General features: G+C 46.9%; 16 protein-coding genes and 1 tRNA gene. 7 read left to right on the top strand and 10 right to left on the bottom strand.

The annotated features are described in order from the left end of the window. Window positions 1–457 precede the first annotated feature (457 nt). A complete protein-coding gene (gene ileS / locus G464_RS0103715; RefSeq protein WP_022856788.1) occupies window positions 458–3,781 on the bottom strand; it encodes an isoleucine--tRNA ligase in 3,324 nt (1,107 codons plus the stop codon). A 522-nt stretch (window positions 3,782–4,303) separates the two neighbouring features. After that, window positions 4,304–4,867, bottom strand: a complete 564-nt coding sequence (locus G464_RS0103710; protein WP_022856787.1) for a GNAT family N-acetyltransferase — start codon at window positions 4,865–4,867, stop codon at window positions 4,304–4,306. A 158-nt stretch (window positions 4,868–5,025) separates the two neighbouring features. On the opposite strand from G464_RS0103710, the gene xseA reads away from it, so the two are divergent. The 3 genes from xseA (at window position 5,026) to G464_RS0103695 (ending at window position 6,770) form a co-directional block, all read left to right on the top strand. After that, complete coding sequence (xseA, locus tag G464_RS0103705; protein WP_026472588.1) at window positions 5,026–6,306, top strand: exodeoxyribonuclease VII large subunit; 1,281 nt, start codon at window positions 5,026–5,028, stop codon at window positions 6,304–6,306. 1 nt (window position 6,307) lies between these two features. After that, complete coding sequence (locus G464_RS0103700; protein WP_021618548.1) at window positions 6,308–6,577, top strand: exodeoxyribonuclease VII small subunit; 270 nt, start codon at window positions 6,308–6,310, stop codon at window positions 6,575–6,577. Between the two features lie 120 nt (window positions 6,578–6,697). Continuing rightward, window positions 6,698–6,770: transfer RNA gene (locus G464_RS0103695), tRNA-Arg, on the top strand. A 362-nt stretch (window positions 6,771–7,132) separates the two neighbouring features. On the opposite strand, the gene G464_RS09660 is transcribed toward G464_RS0103695, so the two are convergent. Further along, window positions 7,133–7,339: a hypothetical protein gene (locus G464_RS09660; protein WP_051126682.1), complete on the bottom strand. Its 207-nt coding sequence runs from the start codon at window positions 7,337–7,339 to the stop codon at window positions 7,133–7,135. Beyond that, on the bottom strand, window positions 7,336–7,839 hold the full coding sequence (locus tag G464_RS08800) for an MFS transporter (protein ID WP_051126681.1): 504 nt from the start codon (window positions 7,837–7,839) through the stop codon (window positions 7,336–7,338). Before G464_RS08800 ends, G464_RS09660 begins: the two co-directional genes overlap by 4 nt. 490 nt (window positions 7,840–8,329) lie before the next feature. On the opposite strand from G464_RS08800, the gene G464_RS0103685 reads away from it, so the two are divergent. The 4 genes from G464_RS0103685 to G464_RS0103670 all read left to right on the top strand — a co-directional run bounded on the left by G464_RS0103685 (window position 8,330) and on the right by G464_RS0103670 (window position 11,377). Further along, window positions 8,330–10,090: an aryl-sulfate sulfotransferase gene (locus G464_RS0103685; protein WP_022856785.1), complete on the top strand. Its 1,761-nt coding sequence runs from the start codon at window positions 8,330–8,332 to the stop codon at window positions 10,088–10,090. 218 nt (window positions 10,091–10,308) lie between these two features. Continuing rightward, window positions 10,309–10,581, top strand: a complete 273-nt coding sequence (locus tag G464_RS10295; protein ID WP_022856784.1) for a hypothetical protein — start codon at window positions 10,309–10,311, stop codon at window positions 10,579–10,581. Between the two features lie 10 nt (window positions 10,582–10,591). Next, the gene (locus G464_RS0103675; RefSeq protein WP_022856783.1) at window positions 10,592–10,978 is read left to right on the top strand and encodes an MFS transporter; all 387 of its coding nucleotides are present in this window, start codon (window positions 10,592–10,594) and stop codon (window positions 10,976–10,978) included. 12 nt (window positions 10,979–10,990) lie between these two features. Continuing rightward, a complete protein-coding gene (locus tag G464_RS0103670) occupies window positions 10,991–11,377 on the top strand; it encodes an MFS transporter (RefSeq protein ID WP_022856782.1) in 387 nt (128 codons plus the stop codon). A 45-nt stretch (window positions 11,378–11,422) separates the two neighbouring features. Here the strand turns inward: G464_RS0103670 and G464_RS0103665 are convergent, their stop codons facing one another. The 6 genes from G464_RS0103665 to dapB form a co-directional block, all read right to left on the bottom strand. Next, window positions 11,423–12,076: a peptide deformylase gene (locus G464_RS0103665; RefSeq protein ID WP_021618554.1), complete on the bottom strand. Its 654-nt coding sequence runs from the start codon at window positions 12,074–12,076 to the stop codon at window positions 11,423–11,425. Between the two features lie 12 nt (window positions 12,077–12,088). Beyond that, window positions 12,089–13,459, bottom strand: coding sequence for a phosphoglucosamine mutase (gene glmM, locus G464_RS0103660; protein ID WP_022856781.1), 1,371 nt, complete (start codon window positions 13,457–13,459; stop codon window positions 12,089–12,091). Between the two features lie 89 nt (window positions 13,460–13,548). Further along, entirely contained in the window at window positions 13,549–16,125 is a 2,577-nt protein-coding gene (gene pepN, locus G464_RS0103655) for an aminopeptidase N (protein WP_022856780.1), read from the bottom strand. A gap of 21 nt (window positions 16,126–16,146) precedes the next feature. After that, on the bottom strand, window positions 16,147–18,060 hold the full coding sequence (locus tag G464_RS0103650; protein ID WP_022856779.1) for a ribonuclease J: 1,914 nt from the start codon (window positions 18,058–18,060) through the stop codon (window positions 16,147–16,149). A 163-nt stretch (window positions 18,061–18,223) separates the two neighbouring features. Further along, window positions 18,224–19,120 (bottom strand): 4-hydroxy-tetrahydrodipicolinate synthase, encoded by an 897-nt coding sequence (gene dapA / locus G464_RS0103645; protein WP_026472587.1) that lies wholly within the window; start codon window positions 19,118–19,120, stop codon window positions 18,224–18,226. A 66-nt stretch (window positions 19,121–19,186) separates the two neighbouring features. Further along, window positions 19,187–19,927: a 4-hydroxy-tetrahydrodipicolinate reductase gene (dapB, locus tag G464_RS0103640; protein WP_022856777.1), complete on the bottom strand. Its 741-nt coding sequence runs from the start codon at window positions 19,925–19,927 to the stop codon at window positions 19,187–19,189. Window positions 19,928–20,012: the final 85 nt, after the last annotated feature.

The following is a 20,012-nucleotide window of genomic DNA, read 5'->3' as shown; positions in this document are numbered from 1 at the left end:
AGCTCGACAAGTTATACCAGCACGCATGGTAATGCCAAAGTGATGTCAGACACGATATATACGGCATACCACAAACGTATGGCACAGGCATCGACTGGGACGAATTCCACACTCCCACACGCTACCCAAACCAAACAATCTAACAAAAACGAAGCAACACACACCACTCCCACAGACACACGAAATGGCGAATAACCCTAATTGGGGCATATCAGAAAAACGGGGAGGCAAAGCCTCCCCTGCAGTTTCCTGCTTAGCATTCAAGGCGGCTAACGAGTCCGCCCTTACTGTGAATTAGCTCTTTTAGTATATCACTCTCGGGAGAACATATCTCCCGCGTTTCCCAAATTGACAACTCAAATTCGCAACAACGAAGCCCGCGCCGCTGCCCTCCCCAGTCAGACACAGGAGAGAACAGCGAGCGCGAGGCTTGCCTAACTTGCTATAAAGCTAATACCTAAGCCTTCTCCACTTTCACCTCAAGCTCTTGTACATCAGCAACATTCACGCTGAAGCTGGTTGCGAGAGTTTCAGTGGAAATCAGCTCTTCGAACTGCTTGAGCTTGTCTGCGTCTGCAGCTGGAGCGGTAAGAACCAAGCTAATGCGGTCAGAAATATCAAGATCTGCAGCTTTTCGTGCGTCTTGAACACTGCGAATTGCATCGCGAGCGTAACCTTCTGCCAGCAAGTCATCGGTTAAAGTGGTGTCGAGAAGTACGAAACCGCCTGTTGGCAAAGATGCGGACACAGAGCTTGCTTCGTCAGCTCCGCCTTCTGCAGCTTCTACGCGAGAAATCAGCTCGTATTCACCTTCTACCAAAGCAATACCGCCGTCAACACCTTGAGCGTCAACAACTGGCATACCTTCTTCGTTCACATGCCATGCACCCGACTTAGAAGCGCGAATAGCAAACTGAACATTCTTACCCAATCGAGGTCCTGCAGCACGTGCGTTCACGCGCAATTCGTTGACTACGCGCAAACCGTGGTCACCAGCATTTTCGAGGGTGGTGTACTGGATCTGCTTTACGTTCAGCTCAGATTCGAGCAGCTCTTCATATTCGCGTACTGCGTCAACATTGTCTGCCACAACGGTCAGCTGTGCCAATGGCTGGCGAACGCGAATCTTCTGAGCCTTACGCAAGCTGAGTGTGCTGGATACTACTTCGCGTACCTTATCCATGGTGCGTACGAGGTCGTCATCAGCCTTGAGCGCATCGCCCAATTCTGTTGACTTCTCGCTTTCTTCATCCGTCAAGAATGGCCAGTCAGCCAAATGTACGGATTCACCACCGGTCAGGCCACGCCATACTGTTTCTGCTTCCATCGGGGCAAGTGGAGCCATCACACGAGCGAGAACTTCCAAAGCGGTATACAACGTATTGAAAGCGTTCTCATCTTCATTCCAGAAGCGGTCACGAGTGTTACGCACATACCAATTGGTCAAAATATCAATATAATCAGCCACGTCCGCGCAAGCATCGGCAACGCCGTAATCTTGCAAGTGCTTTTGCGTACTCTCTACGAGAGTTCGGGTACGAGCCAACAGATAACGATCCATATGAGGCAAGTCATGCACTTCGTCGGCGCACACCTGTCGCGCATCGAAACCTTCGCCACTGTTCGCAGCATTGGCATACAAACTGAAGAAATAATATGTGGACCACAAAGGCAACATAATTTGACGAACAGTATCGCGAATGCCGTCTGCAGTAACAATTAGGTTTCCGCCGCGCAGAATTGGCGAGCTCATCAGGAACCAGCGCATAGCGTCCGAACCATACTCGTTAAATACGCCGTTTACGTCTGGGTAGTTGCGCAAATGCTTCGACATCTTCTGACCATCATCACCAAGCACAATACCGTGGCACATTACGTTCTTGAATGGAGCCTTATCGAACAAAGCGCCGTTCATAATAAGCATTACGTAGAACCAGCCGCGGGTCTGACCAATATACTCTACGACGAAGTCGGACGGCATATGCTCTTCGAAGTAATCCTTATTTTCGAAAGGATAATGGAACTGAGCAAATGGCATAGAACCAGATTCGAACCAGCAGTCCAACACATCCTCAATACGGCGCATGTGCGACTTACCGGTTGGATCTGCAGGGTTTGGACGGGTCAGCTCATCAATCCACGGACGATGCAAGTTAATATTGCCCTCGTCATCAGTTGGATACTTACCAAAGTCACGCTTAAGTTCTTCCAAAGAACCATAAACATCTACATGAGGATACTTCGGATCGTCCGAAACCCACACAGGAATTGGGCTACCCCAGTAACGGTTACGAGAAATGGACCAGTCGCGCGCATTCTCGAGCCACTTACCGAACTGACCGTCTTTCACGTTATCCGGGATCCAGTTAACATCCTGATTGAGTTCGAGCAGACGCTCTTTAATCTTGGTCACAGAAACGAACCAAGACGATACAGGCTTGTAAATCAAAGGATTACCGCAACGCCAGCAGTGAGGATAGCTGTGAACGTGTGACTTTTCCTGAACAATAAAAGCACGACGCTCTTCTGGCACGCGCTCAAGCGGACCAGAGCCAGCACGCAAATCGCGCGTAATTGGCTTATTAGCGTCGAAAACATGCATACCTGCGTAATCAGGAATAACATCCAAGAACTGAGCGTGCTCATCCAAGTAATCGTATGTGCGCACATGGTGAGCGTTCAATGTATTAATATCGTCCTCACCATATACAGCCTGATGAACTAAACCGGTACCTTCTGTTGTTGCCACGTAATCAGCAGCATAAATAGTAAAGGCATTTTCATCTTCGTTAGCTTTACCTTCAGGATCAGTTAAGGAACCATCCAAGAAGTAATCAAAAGCAGGATAATAGCGGCGACCCACAAGCTCCGAACCTTTAAGTTCCTTCACAACCTTGTAGTCTTCGCCCAGTTCCTTGGCGAAGTTAGCTACCAAATCCTTAGCAAAATACATCTTCTTACCAGCAAAAGCGCCCTCAACAGGCTCTACCAGCACATAATCGATGTCTTTACCCACAACAATAGCTAAGTTGTTAGGAATAGTCCATGCAGTTGTTGTCCAAATAACAACATAGGCATCTTCGTCGCGCAGCTTCATAGCCACAGACAGCGTGTTATCGGTACGGTCTTGATACACATCTGCATCCATACGCAACTCATGCGCAGACAGAGGTGTTTCATCTTTCCAGCAGTAAGGCAGAACGCGGAAGCCCTGATAAGCGAGATCGCGATCATAAAGCTGCTTAAAAGCCCAAATCACAGACTCCATATACGACACGTTCAGCGTCTTATAGCCGTGATCAAAATCAACCCAGCGAGCCTGACGATGAATGTAATCCTTCCATTCCTGCGTATACTTCAGCACGGAACGACGGCAAGCCTCGTTAAAAGCTTTAATACCCATCTCATCAATCTGAGATTTATCGGTAATACCTAATTCCTTTTCAGCTTCCAACTCTGCAGGCAAACCGTGAGTATCCCAACCGAAAACACGGTTAACTTTCTTGCCCAACATAGTGTGGAAACGAGGAATAACGTCCTTAGCATAGCCGGTGAGCAAATGACCATAATGTGGCAGACCATTAGCAAATGGAGGACCATCAAAGAAGACGAATTCATCGTTAGCATTGCCGCTGTCTCGCTGTGCAATAGAACGACGGAAAGTATCGTCTACATCCCAATACTTGAGAACAGACTCTTCCATAGCTGGGAAATGAGGGCTAGGAGTGATAGTTTCAAATTCCCTATCAGTCACTGCCTTAGGATAAACGCGATTACTCATGCGCCTCGCCTCTCGTGAAAACTCATGTTTGTTCACTTCATATGTGGTGCGAAATTTCGCTACCTGTATTCACGTGAGGACGATGTGCGAAAGCTTCTGCTTATGCCAGCTTCAACTTTTACACCCCGCGGTACCACCTCGGTTGCACTGCGCCGAGACTGCACAGTACCTCTTCACAGAATCCGGTCTGCTCCGTCGGGTCTAATCAACCGCTTTTGAAGCTTTGAGCAACGAACTGTTCAAGCATATCGCTTTGTTCTGTTCGTTAAGCCGCACAAGCACGGTTTTTCTTCCGATGACTCCCCGCTGATAACGGATCATGGTCGTTAGCTGTCTCTTCTGCCGAGCGTTTTACTTAGCAGAACTAACTTCTGGTTGCATATGATAGCAAAGCCGAGCGATTTTAAGATACTGCGCGTTTTTCTTTGAAACTTTTCTCCGGAACTTTCGCGCGCACTTACTATAAGCTATCAGCACGCTCTCTCTCAGAACGCTCTCTCAGCGCGCTTCATATAAAAACACCTACCGCAGTAATTTCTCGCAGCACAAGCGTTTCGGGTCGAGCGGATCATGATCTACTGTTATTTCGCCGCTCACGCTAAAGCCTAAACGAGCCAGTACGTTTTGCATCCGCTGATTTTTGCGGTGTGTATCTACACGCACTGTGCGAATACCTTGCTGAATAATAACCTCAAAAAGCGCTAAAAATAGTTGATCTGCCACGTGCTGTCCACAATAATCAGGATGTACTGCCACGCGATGAACCACAGCATAATCACCATACTCTTCCTCAGGATATGCCCATTCTCCGCTAATCAGCGCACTGTAACCGGCTTCCTCACCAAAAGAAATACTTGCTGTAGCAACCACTTGTCCAGCATTTTCTTCACATAAAACAAAGCTCGACCCAGCATCAATATCTGCATAAAATGAGTATTCGTTGGGATACCCGCTCTGCCATTGCGAGCTATTATCGGCTTTAAGCATAGCTTTAGCCGCGTTGACCATAACCATGATTGCAGGCACATCTCCACGCTCGGTTGGTCGTAAGATGAGGTTCTGGCTCGGCTGTGTTAATTCGCTCATATGCGTTCTTTCTTAAACATTCATACAATTTTCTGTTTGTTGATTCTACTGCACGCAATGCTCACGAAACACGCGCATCTCTTTTCATGATCTTTGAGCGCTTCTCAACCGTTCATAAACCTTGCCATCGTGTCAGCTTGCTCTAATATCCTAGAAGCATGATGAACAGTTACGAGCAGTTAGATCCGCACAGCTCATCGCCTCAGCAGCCCTTGCCTGCTATGGCACGAGATACTACGAAAGATAATCCGTGGCCAGTTTCGCTTATCAGCAGTAAGTTTGCCGATGCTGTGGATCGTTGGCCTGCTGCTTGGATTACTGGTCAGGTGCATCAGATTAATGCACGCCGCGCAGGTCAGGTGTATATGACTTTGCGCGATAATCAAACCACAACGCAGATGGACGTGGTTTTCTTCGGTGCCCCTGCCTATGAAGCAGCTAAATTTACCCAAGGCGATTTAGTTGTTATTCACGGCAAAGCGAATATGTATCAGCCTCGCACCTCGCTTAGTTTTCGCGCTGACGAGATTCACCATGTGGGCAAGGGCGGTCTCATGGAGCAGATTGAACAGTTACGCAAGAAACTCAAAGGTGAAGGACTGTTTGACGATGACCGCAAGGTTCCTCTCCCTGCTTTTCCGCAACGCATTGGTTTGATTTGTGCTCCTGGAGCGCGCGCTGAAGGCGATGTTATTACTAACGCTCGTTTGCGCTGGCCAAGTATTGAGTTTTCTGTGCAGCATGTGCATGTGCAAGGTCCGTCCTGTCCGAGTGAAGTGATTACTGCGATAGCTCAGTTAGATGCTGACCCTTCTGTGGATGTTATTATTGTTGCGCGCGGAGGCGGTGCTTTTGAGGATTTGATTGGTTTTTCGGACGAAGGCGTTGTTCGTGCGGCTGCAGACTGCGTTACACCTTTAGTATCAGCTATCGGACACGAAGATGACTGGACCTTGATTGATTTGGCTGCTGATTTGCGCGCTTCTACCCCAACAGATGCAGCTAAAAGGATTGTTCCGGATGTGCGCGAGGAATTATCGCTTGTTTCTGAAGCACGAACCCGTATATTTGGCGCTCTGCACAATAAGGTTTCTACTGAACAGCAACGTTTATCTGCCTACACGCAACGTCCAAGCCTGACGCATCCTCAGTCTATTCTCGATAAACCTCAGCAGTTTGTTAAGGAAGCTCGCACGCGACTGAATACTGCAATGAACTTTATGACGGCTGAAGCCACATCGACTATCGATAAACTACACGCTACACTTACCGCTCTATCTCCTCAGTCCACATTGAACCGCGGCTATGCTGTTGTGCAAAAAGCAGATGGAACGGTTATTGATGTTGCAAACGCATTGACAGCTGGCGAGGGCATAAGCGTAACGCTTAAGAGCGGCAAACTCAACGCTACCGTAAACGAAACAATAATGGAGGACTAACATGGCAAACAATACACATTTAACTGACGAACAGCTCTCAGCAATAGAAAATATGACGTATGAACAAGCTCGAGATCAGCTTGTTCAGGTTGTGCAGAAGTTGGAAGCGGGCGGCTTGGAACTTAACGATTCCATGTATCAATGGGAGTTGGGTGAAGCACTCGCTAAGCACGCGCAATCTCTGCTCGATGAAGTAGCTAAAAAACTTAATGAGGTTCAGGAATCTCAAGCCCAGTTCCAAGCTAATGCAGGAACGCAGGGAAACGAGTAAGTTTACGTAAGTTCTGTGTATTCTTGCGCACGCACACGATAAAACGCTTGTGTGCGCAATTGCGTAAAACCGTGTACACTTTTTACGGGTACTGCGCCTTTAATGCAGGTACTCCTATTTGCCTCGGTAGCTCAGGGGATAGAGCACCGCTCTCCTAAAGCGGGTGTCGTGCGTTCGAATCGCATCCGAGGCACAAAACAGAAAGCCTTTATTTTCAACGTTTATAGGCGACGAACTCCCCCCCCCTACAACCTTTCTTTACCTAGAAAAAACGAAATAGTCACAGCAATAGTCACAGCGGCTGCATCTGTGTGAGTATTCAGATTTCGGTTACCGCACACCATTACAAACTGTTGTGGTGAGCAACTTATAGGTAACGAATTGCTCGCCACAGCTGGATTCTCCTTCGAAATCTACTATTCCGTGTTTTGCTGAGCAACGCGCCAGTCAGAAGTTGCTCACCACAACAGCAAACCCTCCTCCCCCGCATTACCAAGAACAGCAATCACGAGAAAGAAGGGTTTGCGCGCAGAGAAAGGAACAAGAAAGCGCTAGCTAAGCGGTAGCTTTACGGTTCACCGCGACCAACACAATCAGCACAGCCACGAGGACGCCGGCGAAAATGTAGAACGGAGCGGTCAGAGCGGAACTACCGGTCATCAACTGAATAGCGCTCATGGCAAGCGGCGCAATAAAGTTGCCAATATTGCAGCCGATAAAGATGAGCGAGGTGGCCAAAGTTACGGTGTTCTTCGTGGTCAAGGTATCGAGGTTGCTAAAGATGTATGGGAAGCACCACGAACCAGGGATACTCGATAAGAACAGACCAGCAACCAGAAGCTGGAACCACTCATAGCAATCAGCAAGTTCGACGCGATAAAGCAGACAATGCCCAAGTAGAGCGTAAACTTGCCGCACAGCTTGTTCACGAAACCGAAGGCAAAACCGGCGGCGATGCCCAGCAGAGGCATCAGCGCCAAATAATTGCTGGCATTAAAGCTTTCATCCATCAGTTCTGTTGCAATCGAGGAGAAGCGCACGAAAATAACGATGCTGTTCATCACGAGCAAAATCGCGAAAAGGACAAGCGCGTACACAGCCGGATTCATCTTCTCTTTCGCAGTCTGAAACTGCTTCTCAACGCGAATTTCTGGCACCTGGAAGTAGAAGAAAACAGCGATTGGCAGGGCGAGCGCGTAGACCCAGAAAGATGTGATCCAGCTCACGTTCATGAGCACGCGAGACTGCTGATGATAAGGCAATCAGAAAACTGTTCATAAGATTTTAGTGGGGTTTTGGAGTCTGCACGTGCATGACTAGCAGCTGTTCCGGACAATCAGGCTTCACACTACGTTAAATCCGAAGATCTGTTACTATCGACCCTGCTGCTTAACCGATTAATACACCTGTTATGACAGTTTTGATGCGCAAAAATGGCTTCAAAACTGTCATATCGGTTGCGCGTATCGACTTCACTTATGAAGCTAAACCACATTCACACCGAAGCGATGTCTTAACACATAACATCCCGAGGAATCAACTGGAACCTACTGGGCAACGCTCTCCTCTAAACCCCGCTAAAATCACAAGAGCCAGAAAAACGGGAGAACGAACGAAGCAACGAAGTCGTGAGAAAACGTAACAGAAACGCAACCGGAAACGTTCCAGAAAAGTAACCGAGAAAATTCAATGGAGAAAGATTGCGTGACTTTCGTATAATTGTGTCAGCTCAAAAAATCGTGGGGAGAACGTATGGCAACACCTGAACTCGTGCATCATGCTACTGGAACGCGCACCAAAAGTTCGGATTATCGTTCTGTTCCTCCTCAGCGCAAAACGGAAGATGATAGCGCAAAACCTACATGGCGTGAACAGCTTCGCCGAGCCAGCATTATTGTTGCCATGCTTGTTGTTGTTGCGTTAACAGCGTGGAGCGCACTCACCTATTACAATGCGCGTAGAAACTCGCCATCAAGCGTTTTGGCGCATACTGTTGAGCGTATTTATACAATCGGATACCAAAAACGAGCTAGCGCTACTCTTGAGAAGAAAAAGAAAACAGGCAATTACACGGTTGATCATATGCTTGTTGAGGCGAACCCCTTCGGTACGAATACCACGTCTCTCTACGTATTTTTTGTCACTGATCAGCTCATGAGTGTGTCGTACACGGTTAGTGCTCCGGAAACGAATTTCCCTGATTTCACACGGGTTGTTACCACTCAAGCTCAGCGTGGTCGCACCCATGAATTCCAGGTTACAGGGCTGATTCCTAGCACGAAGAATGTGGTTACTTTCACCCTCACCGATGTGGACGAACATACTATTACACGCCAATACACATACACCATGGGTGACGTATTAGGCAATGAGCCTGTGCGCGTGAACGCTACGTTTTTTGCCGATAACAGCACTAAACTGACCAATGGTCTCTATGCGGTTATGCCTGAGGCTGCTGAGGGAAGCTCCACACATTTTGCTTTTTTGTATGACAGCAGCGGCATTTTGCGTGGGGAAATTCCTTTGAAAAATGTGAAGGGAACGCGATTTATTACTATTGGTCAGCAGACGTGTTATGCGGTGAGCACTACCCAGTTTGCGTGTGTAGACAAGTTGGGCGCTGTGAAAAACTTCTTTAATTTTGATGAACGCTACTCTTTATTCAGCGATTACACCACAGATTCAAACGGTAATATTACTGCTATTGCAACCAACGGTAACGCTTTCGATAAAACGAAAGAAGTAGGCACGTATGTGGTGCGCATCAATATTTTGAACGGTAAGATGACGGTTTTGGCTAATCTTGCAAGGTTGCTTAATTCGTATCGCACTACCACGGTGGCGCGCGCGTTGACGGCAGATGGAGGTTCGTCCGATGGTGCGTGGAATTGGCTAGATTTAGATTCGATTAGTGCTCTTGACGATAATCGCTATTTACTCTCCTCGCGTGAAGCCTCCTCTGTTATTACTCTGGATGTGAATGATTCGCCATCTATTACCTCTATTATTGGCCCGGCAAACCTATGGAATGACCCAAAATACTCGTATCTTGTTATGAAGAAGAACGGGAACTTTGCAGATTTTGCCGGTCAAAATGATATTCGAGTAAGCAATGTGAACGCAACAGGTTATACCTTAACCTTATTCAATAATAATTATGCGTATTCTCCTAGCAATCCTACTTTCAACTGGAGTAATGCATTACCAACAGCATCTCAACGCATACAAGCTACTAATTCTGAAGCTCGGTCATATGTATACACATATGCAGTTAATACACAAGATAATACGTACACACTCACATCGTCTATGAGCACCCCTTACTCCCCTCTCTACGGCAATGCTCAGTTTGTTGATGATGCTGTTGTTACAGTTGATTCTCAGGCAGCAACATGGTCGGCATGGAATAATCAAGGCACTCAGTTAGTCAAATTTAATGGTCACGAAGACACAAACGTAAACGGGGCACGCGCTTCACTCGGGACAGTATATAAGGTTCAATACTGCTTCTAGACGCCCAGTTACATTCCTTAGACTGGGCTGGATCATCTAGCAGCTCTGTCCATGATTCAAAACTTACAAAGAAATCAAAAAATGAGACTACCATAACTGTTTACATCTTTCCAGAGAATAAAAGAAGATAGTCACGGTAAAAATCTCCGCACAGTATCGACGATCCTTTTCTGTTTGCTCATAAAACATCCATATTCACGCATTCGAAAAGGTTCATCATGCATCATATTTCTCATCCCACATGGCTGAATGCATCTGTTGTCAAGCTAGCTCTTACTCAATCACTTCAAGGGCTAGCTGGCGTCATGTTTTCTATGGGACTTGTTTTCACCAATACCCAAAATAACGATGCCGCAGGTCTGGCTCTCACTTTACTCACCCGCACTCTGCCCACACTTATCTGCGCGTTTATTGGCGGTGCTCTGGCTGACCGTTTTAGTAAGAAACGTATTTTCTGTAATCGCTGCCGCAATATCGGTTGTAACGTATAGCGGCTTTGCTGTGCTCACGTGGCGCTATGGTTTAGCTTGGCAAGTTCAGCTTTTCTCTTTACTTACTGCTTTTATCTCTGCTCTGGGCTCGCCTGCCCTCTATTCACTGCTACCGGCGGTTGTTGAGCATGATTATTTAGTTCAAGCCAATGGTTTTGTGCGCACATTACGCAATATTGCTTATGTGGGTGCTCCTGTTTTAGCAGGACTTATTGCCGCCCACTTTTCTGCTCAAGTCCTTTTTGCTATTGCCAGTTTGAGCGGTATTGTCACGATTATTCTTTTGGCTCTTGTTCATGTTCTGAAAAGCTTTGACGACACGAAAAACGAGGATCAACAGCAATCTCTTGTAGACGCACTCAAAACAGCTCCTCACCTCTTTAAGGAATATCGCTGACTTCTTATCGGTGTGATTTTCTGGGCTATTACTCTTGCCATAGATAGCGGTGCTGGAGATGTTATTTTGCCTCTGTATGTCATCCCGTTATCATCAAAAATCACATGGTCGTATGTTTCTGCCGCTCTTTCCATAGGATATATTGCAGGTATTGGGTTTGAGCTGGGAGGAGTAACATGGGGTTCTGCTCTGCAGCAACGTTCACCTGAAAAATATTTGGGACGTATCAGTTCTCTTGATTATGCTGTAAGTTTTGGTTTTATTCCTTTTGCTTATGCAGGATACGCGCTTATTGAGAAACAGCATTATTCAGATGCCTTGATTATAACAACGGCAATTATTGTAATTATGGCTTTGATTTTTTCTGCGCTTATGATTCGTTTAGAAAAAAACCTGTAACCTATGGGGGGGGTGGCGTATTGTAATACGCCACCCCCCCAGCAATTAAAGCTCGAAACCTAAGGTTTTGGATGCTTCTTGAGGAACTGCTTCGAATGCCCAATAATCTTCAAGATTATCGTAGGTAGTTAAGCTGCGAGTTTCAGCTTTATCAATGTACACTTCCCCATTCAAATGATCAGTTTCATGTTGGAAAATACGTGCCGGCCAGTAATGCATAAGTTCTTCATGCTTATTGCCAAATTCATCCATCCACGTAGCCTTAATATGCACGTAGCGTTTACGCACAGCTTGGTAACCATCAAAACTTAGGCAACCTTCATAGAAGCTTGCTGTTTGATCGTCAACTGGCTCATAATGCGGATTAATAATCGTGGTAAAAGGAAGTTCTCCTATACCGCGCGGATCATCAGCATCATCGCGCACGTGGTCTTCGAGCACAGCAATAGCTAGTCCTAAACCAATCTGAGGCCCTGCTAAACCTACTCCTGGAGCGGCAAGCATGGTTGAACGCATCAACTCAATCAGTTTTACTAATGTTTTCTGGCTTAACTGACCATCATACTGCTCGGTTTGCATGCGCAAAACTGGTTCACCCAGCTGCACAATAGGCAAATTACCATCTTCATCAGTATCTGCGAGTAGAGCACGCACTTCACGGTCAAACTCTTTGTCTATATGTGCGCTATTCCACGCCATAGTATTCTCCCTCTATAATGCAAGCTCACGAGCTACAACAGCTGCTAAACGTTCGCAGACTTCATCTGCCTGTTCTTGTGTTGCAGCTTCTGCCATCACACGCACTAAAGGCTCTGTTCCTGAAGGACGCAAAAGAACGCGCCCGGTTTCTCCCAACACTGCTTCTTCTGCGCGTACTGCTTCCTGTACAGCAGGGTTCGTGTAAGCAGCAAGTTTATCGACATTCGGCACGTTAACAAGCTGTTGAGGAAGCTGAGGGAAGTCTGCAGCCAACTCTTTCAAGCTCTTACCGGACTTCATCACTTCATTAGCTAAGCACAACGCAGTTAATGTGCCATCACCTGTGGTAGCAAATTCCCTATTAATCACATGTCCTGACTGTTCACCGCCAAGCGTATATCCGCCCTGAAGCATGGCTTCAAGAACATAGCGATCGCCCACAGAGGTCTGCACGGTTTTAATACCCATGTCCTTCAACGCTAAAATCAAGCCCAAATTACTCATAACGGTAATAACAAGAGTATCGTCTTTGAGCTTTCCTTCACGCTTATAGGCACGAGCTAAAATACCCATAATTTGGTCGCCATTAACCATAACGCCATCTTCGTCCACAGCTAAGCAGCGGTCGGCATCACCGTCAAAAGCTACGCCCATAGTAGCATCGCTGGCTTTAACCATCGCCTGCAACTGTTCAGGATGCGTTGAACCTGCATGATCATTAATATTGTAGCCGTCTGGAGAAGCATTAATCACAATCACGTCGGCTCCTGCGCGGCGTAAAGCTTCAGGCGCAACTGCTGATGTTGCACCATTAGCGCAATCAACCACAATACGCAGTCCCTTCAAAGGCTGTGGCTGAATCTTATCTTTACCCACAGGAGCAATGGAGCTGACCAAATGATCAATATAGAGGTTGCTTGCCGTAACATTATCGTGAGAAATGCGACCCACTCCTGCACCCGTTGGTCGATCCCAATCTGTGCCAAGAATTTCTTCAATCTCATCTTCCTTCGCATCTGGAAGTTTGAAACCTCCCCGGGCAAAGAACTTAATACCATTATCTGGCATAGCATTGTGGGAAGCAGAAATAACAGCTCCCATTTCTACGTTCAAAATAGAAGTGAGATATGCCAAACCTGGGGTTGGCAAAATACCTACGTCAATAACATCGAAACCGCCAGCGCTCATACCCGCAGCTAAAGCTGAAGCCAGGAAATCACCGGATACGCGAGTATCTCGACCGATTAAAGCACGTTGACGTCCATGAGCGGCATCTGCTCCAAAAACGCGCACAGCTGCGTCACCCATTTTCAATGCAAGGTCAGCAGTGAGCAAACCATTTGCTAAACCGCGCACACCATCAGTTCCAAAAAGACGAGGCATTGTCTCTCCTTTGTTATAGAAAACCTGCCGGCTTCCCATTGTAGTAGCACGGCAGGTTAAGTGTAGATGGCGTGTAATACGCAGATGTTCTACAAGCTCTCGTTGTAACGCTGAACGCGCAGAACACGCTGTGAACTATCGAGATTTTCTATGACAATACGACGCAAAGCTGCAGGCGCATCAGCATGACTGTTCAACCAGTTTTCGCCTACTTCAACCAAGCGCGCAGCATCAGAAGCACTTGGATACAAGCCTGATCCACGTGTTGTTCCTTGCAATAATGCTTCAGACATGTGGAAGGTCTTATTCTCCCATACCCAGTCAATAATCTGAGCATACTTGTCTACGTATTTTTCGTACAAAGCTGGGTCAGAATTCATAGAGAAGCCACCAGCCACGTTTTCCAGCTGAGAATTGGTCAACTCATTGTTATGCAATGCCTGATCCCAAGCCCATGCCTTAGCTTCAGCAGTTGGAATTGCAGCCTTAGCCATAACAGCGAACTGACGATTTTCCTTCGTATCGCGAGCAGCAAGCTCTGCATCAATACGCTCATTATCAATAACGCCTGCTGCTGCCTGAGCTACGAGAATAGTCCAACGCATATTGTTGTCAATCTCTAAGCCATCAAAAACAAGCGAGCCGTCTAACAGAGCGGAAGAACGTGCAGCAAACTCAGGGTCGGTACCGTTGTTAAGGTATGCAGTAACAAGCTGGAACTGTTCATCGGAACCAGCTACTGCTTCACCTGCCAAGCGGAAGAATTCTAATCCAATATGCTGCTTAATCTCATCGCGACGCGCAGCAGGCACATAATGTGCAGCTGTGGTAGCAATCTGTCCCAAAGCATAACGGAAGGTTGTGGATTCCTTCTCAGTGCTCAATGCCTTCAAGGATGTGTTAATAAAATCAACAGCTGGAAGCTGAGCATCACGAGTCATATCCCACAAGCTGAGCCATACTACTGCACGAGTTAAAGCGCTGTCGAACTTATACAAGTTCTTCTGAGCAAAATCCAAAGACTGTTCATCAAAACGCAATTTGGTGTATGTTAAATCATCTTCATTCACCATAATGAAAGCTGGACGTTTCTTGCCCTTCACAGCCTCTACAACCGTGCGCTCTCCCGTAACATCAAGGTCGAAACGCTGCGTGAGCACAATCTTGCCATCAGCATTTTCATCGTAGAATGCTACTGCCAAACGATGGTCGCGCAAAACTGGATACTCTTCAGATGCTGTCTGCACCAAAGCCATCTCTTCAATCGTGCCATCAGTAGCAGTGCGCACTTCGGAGGTAATAGTATTAATGCCAGCGTGTTCCAGCCACTGCTCAGACCAGCTCTTTAAATCGCGACCAGAAGTTGCTTCCAACTCGGCGAGCAGATCTGCCAACGTTGCATTAGCATACTGATGCTTGCGCAAATAGTTATGAATACCTTCGAAGAATTCCTTGCGTCCCACATATGCTACGAGCTGCTTAAGCACGGAAGCGCCCTTAGCATAGGTAATACCGTCAAAGTTGACTTCGGTATCGTGCAGATCATTAATTGGAGCCACGATTGGATGGGTAGATGGCATTTCATCCTGAGCTTGTCCCCAGCTTTTCTCGCCCGAAGCAAAGGTTGCCCAAGCATCATGCCACTGGGTGGTTTCAGCAGTCGCCAAGGTGGAGGTGAATTCAGCGAAAGACTCATTGAGCCACAAATCATTCCACCACTTCATAGTCACCAAATCGCCGAACCACATGTGTGCCAGTTCATGCAAAACCGTTACATCGCGACGTTCAGCCATAGCGTCAGTTACCTTGGATTCGAAAACATAAGAATCGCGAATAGTTACAGTTCCAATGTTTTCCATAGCACCAGCATTATATTCTGGCACGAAAAGCTGATCGTACTTTGCGTATGGATATGGAACACCCCACGTCTTATCGTAGAAGTCCATACCCGCCTTAGTCACGTCGAATAAGTAATCAACGTCTTTTGCCATAGCTTCTTTCAAAGCCTGACGAGCATAAATAGCCATAGGAACTTCGCGACCATCAGACAGCTTATGCGACGTATGCCAGCTCGCGTAAGGACCAGCTACGAAAGCAGTTAAATAAGAGCTCATCTTTGGCGTGGTTGGATACGTCCAACGGTTCACACCATCAGCAATCTGCTCTGGCTCGTTGGCTGGCATAATGGAAATAACTTCCCAACCCTGTGGGGCATCAACGCTAAAATCAAACTCTGCTTTAATATCTGGCTGATCAAACACTGCATAAACGCGGCGTGCATCAGGAACCTCAAACTGTGTGTACAAATAGACATTGCCGTCAGTTGGGTCAACAGAACGATGCATACCCTCACCTGTGCGTGAATACTGTACAAGAGCATCCACGGTAACTGTATTATGCGCAGCCAGATTGCTCAATTCAATACGGTTATCCACAAAAACTGTAGCAGGATCGAGCTTTTGACCGTTCAGTTCAACGGAATTAACCGTGTTAGCGATTAAATCGAGGAAGGTTGACGCACCTTCAGTAGCATCAAACTCTATAGTGCTAATAGAGCGGAAATCAGTATCTGATCCAGTTACATCTAAATGCACGTTGTAGCGCACATTCGTCACGATTCCTGCGCGTTCTTCCGCTTCTACGCGGGTGAGATTTGCTCCTGGCATTTTTCTCCTTTACTTCATTACTTACTGTTTTGGCTGCACATCTTGTGCCACGTCTGCAACGACAGGCACAATCATTGGACGACGGCGCTTGAACTTGCGGGCAATCCAGCCTCCCAAAGTGCGACGCATGATTTGCTGCAACTGGTGGGTATCGCGCGTTCCGCGGATTAAAGCATCTTCTACATCTGTAACGATGCGTGAGCGCACTTCCTCGAAATCGCTTTCATCTTCTGCTACAGCATTCAGATAAATTTTTGGACCGCTAATAACTTCTTGTGTATCTGTATCGACAACGAGGAAAGATGATACGAAGCCCTCTTCTGAGAGAATACGACGCTTTTCGAGTTCTTCTTCGCCGATCTCGCCGACTGATTGACCATCTACATATACGTATCCGCAAGGCACAGAACCCACAACAGCAGCATGACCTTTATACAGATCGACCACGTCACCGTCTTCTGCAAGAACGACGTTATGAGGATCCACACCTGTTTTCACAGCGATTAAACCGTTAGCCACCAAGTGACGATGCTCACCGTGAATAGGCATTGCTGACTTTGGCTGCACGATATTGTAGAAGTACAGCAATTCGCCTTCATCGCAGTGACCAGACACGTGAATAGCAGCGTTATCCTTGTTAACTACGCGAGCACCTAAGCGTGTGAGCTTGTTAATAACCTTATACACTCCGTGTTCGTTACCTGGAATCAGGGAGCTTGCCAAAATAACAGTGTCGAATTCTCCCACGGAAATATCTGGATGATTGCCATCAGCAATACGTCCCAAAGCTGCCATTGGCTCACCTTGAGAACCTGTACACATGTATACAATCTTATCGTCTTGAATATCATGTGCTTTCTTGAGATCTACAACGGTATCTTCTGGCAAATGCAGATAGCCCAAGTCGGCAGCAATACCCATATTACGTACCATCGAGCGTCCCACGAAAACAACCTTGCGCCCATGCTTATGAGCAGCATCAACAACCTGCTGTACGCGATGAACATGCGAAGAGAAACTTGCCACAATAATCTTGCGGCTTGCTTCAGCAAAAGCACGATCCAATGCTGGACCAATCGTGGTTTCTGGCTTCACGAAACCTGGAACTTCTGCGTTCGTCGAGTCAGACATGAGCAAATCAACGCCCTGCTCACCCAACTTAGCGAACTGACGTAAATCAGTAATCTTATGATCTAAAGGCAGCTGATCGAGCTTCATATCGCCCGTATCAATAATATGACCTGCAGGGGTTTTCACAGAAACCGCTAAGGCATCTGGAATAGAATGCGTAACCGTAATAAATTCAAGGTTAAAAGCACCCACCTTCATCTTATCTCGCCCCTGAACAGGCTTTAAGATTGGGTTAATGCGATGCTCATTGCACTTTGCTTCAACCAAAGCCAAGGTAAGCTGAGAACCGATAAGAGGAATATCTTTACGTAAACGCAGCAAATATGGCACACCGCCAATATGATCTTCATGACCATGGGTAAGAACCAAAGCCTCAACTTTATCGAGACGATCTTTAATGTAGTTGAAATCAGGCAAAATTAAATCAACACCTGGCTGCTCTTCTTCAGGGAACAGCACACCGCAGTCAATAAGAAGAATATGACCGTTATATTCGATTACATTCATATTACGACCGATTTCTCCCAAACCGCCGAGCGGAACAATGCGCATAGAGCCCTTGCGATACTTAGGAGGAGCAATTAATGGCTTGCCGTCCGACGTGGTATGAGGATTTGCTTGCGCATTAACAGAACGCACTGAACCGTTGTTCTTGCGGTTAGTGCGTAGGCGCGTGCTCTTCGCCGTTGATTTAGCTTGAGCGCGCGTAGACGTTTTCTTTTTTGCTGTTGTAGACGCTGAACGTGAGTTTTTACGTTGCGTCTTCTTTTCTTGTGTTCCTTGTTTTCCTTGAGTGGAAGGCATTATGAACCTTTCGTTTTATGGTGAGTTCGTCTCGCCGAACTCGTTGTAAGCCTAATCCACTACCTCAAACTACTTAATGTTCTTGTGTACGGCTCTGGTTACCCTTTTAGATTTACATACTGGGTAGCTTGTAGCCGCTACTATGGCGAGCTATGCTTGAGCGCTATGCTTTGAGAACTCCTGCTGCACGCATTCCTTCGCATGCCTTCTCCAACTGTGCCTGATGAGGACCCACATTTGGCAAACGCATAGCAGTGCTATCCATATATCCTTGTACATGGCAAGCAGCTTTAGCCATAACTGCTTGGAAACCGTCACCGTTCAAAGCGCCAACAAGAGGAGCTAATTGCACAGCAATACGCTGAGCTTCTAGAATGTGCCCCTCGTTAAAAGCGTTTGTTAAATCGCGCAATGGTCCTGATGCTACGTGAGCAATCACAGAAATAATACCCACAGCACCAATAGAGAGAAATGGCAGATAGACGCCATCATCACCAGAATACCAAGCTAAGCCTGTTTCCATTTTCTTGACCACTGCAGCAGCCAAATCGCCAGTCGCGTCCTTTACAGCTTTAACTTGCGATAATCCTGCCAAACGTACATAAGTTTCCGTGGAAATACGCACGCCGGTACGTCCTGGCACATCATAAATAACTACTGGCACGTCCGAGGAGTCATTTACAGCCTTGTAGTGCTGATAAATGCCTTCTTGGGAAGGACGAGAGTAGTATGGCGCAACAATGAGCAGAGCGTCTGCCCCAGCTTCCTGAATATGTTCAGCCATGCGCACGGAGTGAGCGGTATCATTTGATCCTGCTCCGGTGAGGATAGGAACCTCCACTACTTCTTTTACCGCACGCACAAGGTCAATCTTCTCTTCAAGGTGCGTGGTTGGAGATTCTCCTGTAGTTCCATTAAGTAGGATGCCATCTGCCCCATCTTCAACGAGGTGCTTAGCCAATACTTGAGCAGCTTCGTAATCAACAGTTCCATCCGCCTTCATAGGAGTAACCATAGCTGGAATTACTCGCCCGAATGGCGCACTTTCTAACAGATGCATCTCGGTAGTCATAATTTACAAAGTACCCTTTGGCTTTGACTTAGCGCAATAGTTTCTTCTCTACGTTTATAAATCTAAGTAGTTATCCAAGCCGACGCTCAGCCCCGGCTTTTCGCCTGCATGACGTACAGCCAGCAAAACGCCCGGCATAAAGGACGTACGGTCGAAGGAGTCAGCACGAATAACTAACTGCTCTCCCGCATTCCCAAACAGAACTTCTTCATGAGCGTTCAGACCGCGCAAACGCACAGCATGCACATGAATACCTTCAACGACTTGACCGCGTGAACCGCCATCTGTCTGTGTATTATCTGGGATTTCAGGCATATTCGCAGCCTTACGTGCTGCAGCTACTTTGTGAGCTGTGTGCAAAGCTGTTCCGCTTGGCGCATCAACTTTATCTGGATGATGCAGTTCAATAATTTCCGCTGACTCGAAATACTTGGCTACTTGTGCGGCGAAATGCTCGGCAAGCACTGTGGAGATAGCAAAGTTAGGAGCAATAAATACGCTGATATTTGGATGCTCTTCGAGTGCTTCGCGCACAGTATCCATTTTCTCTTCGATCCAACCCGTAGTACCCACCACAACATTCACATTCTTGTTAACCATGGCAAGTACATTTTTCAAACTAGCATCTGGAACAGAAAACTCCACAACGACGTCTGTATTATCTGTGCTGATGATGTTCAAATCATCGTCGCGGTCGAGAGCATGAACCAATTGCATGTCTTGCGCAGCATTCACTGCTGCGACTACATGACTACCCATACGACCTTGAGCGCCAATAACAGAAACATGAATCATTTTATCTCCTTGCTTTTGCTCAGTTTTGCTCGCTTCTCTTCTGATTGCATTATGCAATTGAAGTGCGACACATGGCGGTGGATGT

It is taken from the genome of Alloscardovia omnicolens DSM 21503 (assembly GCF_000420505.1).
In the GTDB taxonomy this organism is placed as follows: Bacteria; Actinomycetota; Actinomycetes; order Actinomycetales; family Bifidobacteriaceae; genus Alloscardovia; species Alloscardovia omnicolens.
Note: the sequence above shows the minus strand (reverse complement) of the source record. Positions and strands in the feature narration are given on the sequence as shown.

Coding starts and splice junctions, on each gene's coding strand:
- xseA (WP_026472588.1), top strand. CDS start 5,026: ATGATGAACAGTTACGAGCAGTTAGATCCGCACAGCTCATCGCCTCAG.
- G464_RS0103700 (WP_021618548.1), top strand. CDS start 6,308: ATGGCAAACAATACACATTTAACTGACGAACAGCTCTCAGCAATAGAA.
- G464_RS0103650 (WP_022856779.1), bottom strand. CDS start 18,060: ATGCCTTCCACTCAAGGAAAACAAGGAACACAAGAAAAGAAGACGCAA.
- ileS (WP_022856788.1), bottom strand. CDS start 3,781: ATGAGTAATCGCGTTTATCCTAAGGCAGTGACTGATAGGGAATTTGAA.
- G464_RS10295 (WP_022856784.1), top strand. CDS start 10,309: ATGCATCATATTTCTCATCCCACATGGCTGAATGCATCTGTTGTCAAG.
- pepN (WP_022856780.1), bottom strand. CDS start 16,125: ATGCCAGGAGCAAATCTCACCCGCGTAGAAGCGGAAGAACGCGCAGGA.
- G464_RS0103710 (WP_022856787.1), bottom strand. CDS start 4,867: ATGAGCGAATTAACACAGCCGAGCCAGAACCTCATCTTACGACCAACC.
- G464_RS0103685 (WP_022856785.1), top strand. CDS start 8,330: ATGGCAACACCTGAACTCGTGCATCATGCTACTGGAACGCGCACCAAA.
- glmM (WP_022856781.1), bottom strand. CDS start 13,459: ATGCCTCGTCTTTTTGGAACTGATGGTGTGCGCGGTTTAGCAAATGGT.
- dapA (WP_026472587.1), bottom strand. CDS start 19,120: ATGCATCTGTTAGAAAGTGCGCCATTCGGGCGAGTAATTCCAGCTATG.
- G464_RS0103665 (WP_021618554.1), bottom strand. CDS start 12,076: ATGGCGTGGAATAGCGCACATATAGACAAAGAGTTTGACCGTGAAGTG.
- dapB (WP_022856777.1), bottom strand. CDS start 19,927: ATGATTCATGTTTCTGTTATTGGCGCTCAAGGTCGTATGGGTAGTCAT.